The sequence below is a fragment of the Pinisolibacter aquiterrae genome (assembly GCF_019160155.1).
GTDB lineage: Bacteria > Pseudomonadota > Alphaproteobacteria > Rhizobiales > Ancalomicrobiaceae > Pinisolibacter > Pinisolibacter aquiterrae.
In genome coordinates, this window is the sequence record NZ_JAFNIH010000059.1 from 1 (window position 1) to 4,553 (window position 4,553).

Annotated in this window: 4 protein-coding genes and 1 pseudogene; 3 read left to right on the forward strand and 2 right to left on the reverse strand. The window is 62.2% G+C overall.

Annotated elements, in window-relative coordinates; translation table 11 throughout:
* Positions 1–213: pseudogene (locus J3S89_RS21400) on the reverse strand (ParB N-terminal domain-containing protein); the annotation flags it as partial.
* Between the two features lie 295 nt (positions 214–508).
* Between J3S89_RS21400 and J3S89_RS21405 the strand changes: the two are divergent.
* The 3 genes from J3S89_RS21405 to J3S89_RS21415 all read left to right on the forward strand — a co-directional run bounded on the left by J3S89_RS21405 (position 509) and on the right by J3S89_RS21415 (position 2,694).
* Entirely contained in the window at positions 509–811 is a 303-nt protein-coding gene (locus J3S89_RS21405; RefSeq protein ID WP_217931345.1) for a BrnT family toxin, read from the forward strand.
* Positions 795–1,067: a BrnA antitoxin family protein gene (locus J3S89_RS21410; RefSeq protein WP_217931347.1), complete on the forward strand. Its 273-nt coding sequence runs from the start codon at positions 795–797 to the stop codon at positions 1,065–1,067. Before J3S89_RS21405 ends, J3S89_RS21410 begins: the two co-directional genes overlap by 17 nt.
* 670 nt (positions 1,068–1,737) lie before the next feature.
* Positions 1,738–2,694: a hypothetical protein gene (locus tag J3S89_RS21415; protein WP_217931349.1), complete on the forward strand. Its 957-nt coding sequence runs from the start codon at positions 1,738–1,740 to the stop codon at positions 2,692–2,694.
* A 147-nt stretch (positions 2,695–2,841) separates the two neighbouring features.
* On the opposite strand, the gene J3S89_RS21420 is transcribed toward J3S89_RS21415, so the two are convergent.
* Positions 2,842–4,553, reverse strand: a 1,712-nt coding sequence (locus J3S89_RS21420; protein WP_338020056.1) for a helicase-related protein, incomplete at its 5' end; no start/stop codon positions are given.

Below are 4,553 nucleotides of genomic sequence, written 5' to 3' on the forward strand. Positions count from 1 at the left end.
GGCGGCGATCGCCTGGGCGACGCGGCGATGTCCGGCGTCGATGACCCAACCGTTGCCGCCGTCGCGCTGCGGCGAGACGATCGGCGGCTGGATGATGCCGACGGCCCGGATGGTCGCGAGCAACAGCGCGTCGGCCTGCGGGCTCGACTTGGTTCGGCGCATCCGGTCGGGGTTCTCGACGAGCGCGCGGGGATCGACCTTGACGATCTGCATGGGGGAAGCTCCTTCATCGGGTTGCCGGGCTCGCGGACCGCGAACCCTTCCTCGTCTTCTTCTCCGAAGACCCCCACGACCCCGCGGAGCGGACGGGGCGGGGCAACCGCGGCGGAGCGGCCCTGCCCGACAGGTCGAGCGGGGCGCGGAGCGCCCTGCGACGAACGACGGGCCGGGATCGTGATCGCGGCGGTTGAGCGCCAGCGGCGCCGAACCGGCCGATCCGCGAGGAGGGTTCCCTTCTCCCTCCCTTCTTCCCCTCTTGAATTTCGTGTATATCATGGGAATATACAGCATGATCGATTGGGAACGGATCACGGGCTTCGATTGGGACGCCGGCAACGCCCGCAAGAACGCGGACAAGCACGACGTCGGTCAGTCCGAAGCCGAGCAGGTGTTCTTCAACGACCCTCTGCTGATGGTTCCCGATCTCGCCCATAGTACCGCCGAGCAGCGCATTCATGCCCTGGGGCAGACCGACGACGGCAGATTGCTGCACGTCACGTTCACGCTTCGGGATGACGAGAGCAAGATCCGCGTGATCTCGGCGCGAGACATGAGCCGACGAGAGAGGGTCGTCTATGGCAAGGAAACATGAGCCTACGCCCGAGTTCCGTTCCGAAGCGGAAGAAAGGGCCTATTGGGAAAGCCACGATTCCGTCGACCACATCGACTGGAGCAAGGCTGCACGTGTGCGTCTTCCGAACCTGAAGCCGTCTTCGACTTCGATCTCGTTGAGATTGCCGAATGCGCTTCTGGAGCGGATCAAGATCGTCGCCAACAAGCGTGATGTTCCCTATCAGTCGCTCATCAAGACTTGGCTGGCCGAAAAGCTCGATGCCCCAGCGAAGTGATGTGACGTCGATGCCACCGCCGTATGAACCGGCGCCGGAGACCATCGTTTCTCCGGAAACGAGCCAACTCCTCCGCCGAGGTGTGCGACCCTTCGTCGTCTCCTACAGGGGGCACAGCCGGACCGTCGGACTGGCCGGATACTATCCGGAAGAAGGTGGCGATGGGATTCACGTCGGCGACGACTTGGCCGTCACTGATGCGGCGTTGCGGCTGTTGAAGGAAGAGGTCGAAGGGATCCCCTTGCCGACGACATTCTGCAGGTTGGGAAGAAACTGATGCTCTCGCAACCTGAAGTCGGCAATCTGCTGCGAAGTCGGCGACAGCGTCTTTGACAAATACGAACGTGGTCTAGTCCGGTGCAGTGGGTCGACGAGCCAGTTGCTTCGTTTCTTCGATTCTATCCACAGTTGGTGGAAGAGTTGCGAGGAAGAGTTCCTGAACCACGATCCAACCCGTCGGATCGACTCTTCCGGAGGGCCGCCCATGTTGGGGCGATTGGTGATTGGCTGCATCGCACCGGAAGCGGGCTATCCGGAATTGGTCACCGTCGCCGTAAACGGATATCGCAAGTCAGCACACTTTCTCAAAGCGCCCATAACCGCTACCCTGTTATTATTGTGGCTGCTATAGGCCGGTTACCAAGGCCTTCTTACCATGCGAGGAGGGCGAATGCGGCCGCGTGTGACAATAGACCAAGTGGATCAGACGCGGCCGGTTGCTGAATGGAAACCTATGCTCGCCGATCGTGGCCGTCGCCGGCACATGAGCAACACGATGGATTTCGACACGAGGTGCTACTTTTTCGAGGAGCCAGGTGAAGGCTGGGAGGAGACGCCGCGCCGGCTGCATCTCGAAAACCGCGAGCGCGTGCGGGCTGGGTTAGCCTCCGAATTCGGTAGCCAAGAGCTCGATGCAAAGATCGCTAACTTCGTCGCGATCGGCTCAAAGCCATTTTCCGTCATTAGCTACCACAACGCTCTTTTTGACGAAATCCGGAGAGCATTCGTGGTCGGAGCCTACTACCCTGCGCTGCTCGGCGCCTGTGCACTCGGAGAGCGTATCATAAACCACCTGATCCTAGATCTGCGCGATTCCTACCGACACACGACCGAGTATCGGAATGTGGCACGCAATAAATCATTCCAGGATTGGCCTCGGGCCATCGGGACGTTGGAAGCATGGGGCGTGCTGTTACCCCGCGCTACTGAGGAGTTCCGCGCGCTCGAGCTGCTGCGCCACCGCTCTGTCCATTTTAACGCCTCAACCTACGCCACGCTACACGAGGACGCGCTCGCGGCCGTGCTCCACATCCGAGAGATCATTGATCAGCAATTCACCGCTTTCGGTAACCGGCCTTGGTTTATCGAAGGCACCAGCGGTTTGATCTTCATCAAGCGTGAATGGGAAGAAAATCCGTTCGTTCAGGCTTTCTACCTATCAACCTGCCCGTTCGTCGGGCCCCACGTGGCGATCTCCCTCCATCATGGCCTCAATTTCTACGACAGAAACAACTACGGCGACGGGGACTGGAGCGATGAGGAATTCGCGGTCGCCTATGAAACTCGCTCGCCTGAGGACGTGGTAAAGACGCCGGACGATAGCGACCGAAATGCGGACCTGCCTTAACCAAAGACTGCACTATAGCGACTTACATTATCATGGTAGATATTCGGAAATATCCGGATTGAAGGCAAGAAATTGCCGTTCTTCTCAGAAAGACGTGCGTCCCCTTCGGGTCGTCTGTCGTCGACCGCACGGCTTCAGAGCACCTCGTCAGACTGCGAGCCTCGGCGCTCCCTCCACCTCCGCCGCGAGTGCCCTCTCGATCTCGCCGAGCCGCCGCCGCTTGTCGGCGAGATCCTCGGCGAAGGCGAACGTGCCACCTTGGCGTGAACGGTAGGAAGCGCGGCGGCTCTTCGCCTCTTCACACCGGCGCCGCTGCTGTTCCCGCTCCTCCTCAAAGCCGGAGATTGCGTGCTCGAGCCGGGTGATCGCCCCAAGCGGCGTAACGGTGAGCGGCAGTTCGATCTCGTGGTCGGCGCCGGTCCTGAGCAACATGATCGTGGTGCGGAAACCATCCCCACCGAACCGCTCGCCACGGAACTCCACATCGAAGCTGCCGATCGAGGCGATGACGGCGTCGCCCTCCTGCCGGAGCTGGACGAGGGTGAGGATCTCCTTCATCAGCGCGCGGCCAGCGGCCTTGCGCTCGGTGAAGATCTCACCCGCCACGGAAATCGCGAAGGCGTCACCCGATGTCGGCACCAGACGAGCGATGTCCTCGCCGATCTCGGCGATACGGCGGGTCGCATGCTCGATGTCGCGTTCGGCATCGCGGATCTGGCGACGGACGGAGAAGAGATCATCGTCGTGGGCAGCCCACAGACGTTCCAGCCGGGCGATGTCCGCCTCGAGCCCGGCCTTCTGCATCAGGCGCTGATCACCAGAGGCAATTGCCTTGGCCATGGCAAACTGGTTCGCCTGACCTTCGCCGAGATCCTCCAGCTTGCGGATCGAGGTGTCGCCGGAGAGTGCCGCGCCGATGAAGCGGGCCTTGCGCTCGTTGTTCTGCCACATGGTTGCGTCGAGCGATCCCTCTGTCGCATAGGCGTAGATGTCGACCTCGTCATGCTGATTGCCCTGCCTGACGATCCGCCCCTCGCGCTGCTCGATCTGGGAGGGCAACCAGGGCACGTCGAGGTGATGGAGCGCCTTCAGCCGGAGCTGGGCGTTGACCCCGGTCCCCATCGTCTCCGAGCTGCCGATCAGGAAGCGGACCCTGCCGGCCCGCACGTCGCCGAATAGGCGCTGCTTCGCCTCCGATTTCTTGTGGTCCTGCATGAAGGCGATCTCGGTGGCCGGCACGCCGAGACGAACGAGTTCATCACGGATCCAGCGGTAGGCCGAGAAGCCACGGGTCTTCTCCACCGCGATCGTGCCGAGGTCGGAGAAGATCATCTGCGCGGCGCCGGCGAGCTCGTAGGGCTTGCCGTCGGGGCGGACGTAGGCGTTCGCCCTCGTCTCCCGCCAGATGCGGAAGGCGTTGGCGACGAGGAGGTTGAGCTTGTTTTCCGGCTCGTCGTCGTTGTCGGGATCGACGAGGCGCAGATCGATCGCCGCGTGTCGACCGTCGGTGATGACCGAGAGCAGGATGTCGTCACCGGGCTCGGCCGGCCGGTCGCGCTCTTCGATCGCCTTGATCCGAGCATCGAGCACCGTCTGATGGCGTTTGAAGGCCGCCGTCGGCTTGGCGGTCAGGATCTGCCGCTTGCCCGTCGTGATCGCCGGCACCTTCACGTACCGGCGCAGGTCCTCCGGCAGCACGACGTCGGCGAAGGATCGGAACATCGCGATCAGTTCGGGCACGTTGACGAAGCTCGCGAACCGGCTCACCGGCTTGTATCGGCCGGAGGGCTGGAGTTCGAGTTCGGTGGTGGTGTCACCGAAGGTCGAGGCCCAGGCGTCGAACTCGTGGAGACCCCGTG

Excerpts from the sequence above, each read along its gene's own strand:
- J3S89_RS21405 (WP_217931345.1), top strand. The coding sequence starts at position 509 with ATGATCGATTGGGAACGGATCACGGGCTTCGATTGGGACGCCGGCAAC.
- J3S89_RS21410 (WP_217931347.1), top strand. The coding sequence starts at position 795 with ATGGCAAGGAAACATGAGCCTACGCCCGAGTTCCGTTCCGAAGCGGAA.
- J3S89_RS21415 (WP_217931349.1), top strand. The coding sequence starts at position 1,738 with ATGCGGCCGCGTGTGACAATAGACCAAGTGGATCAGACGCGGCCGGTT.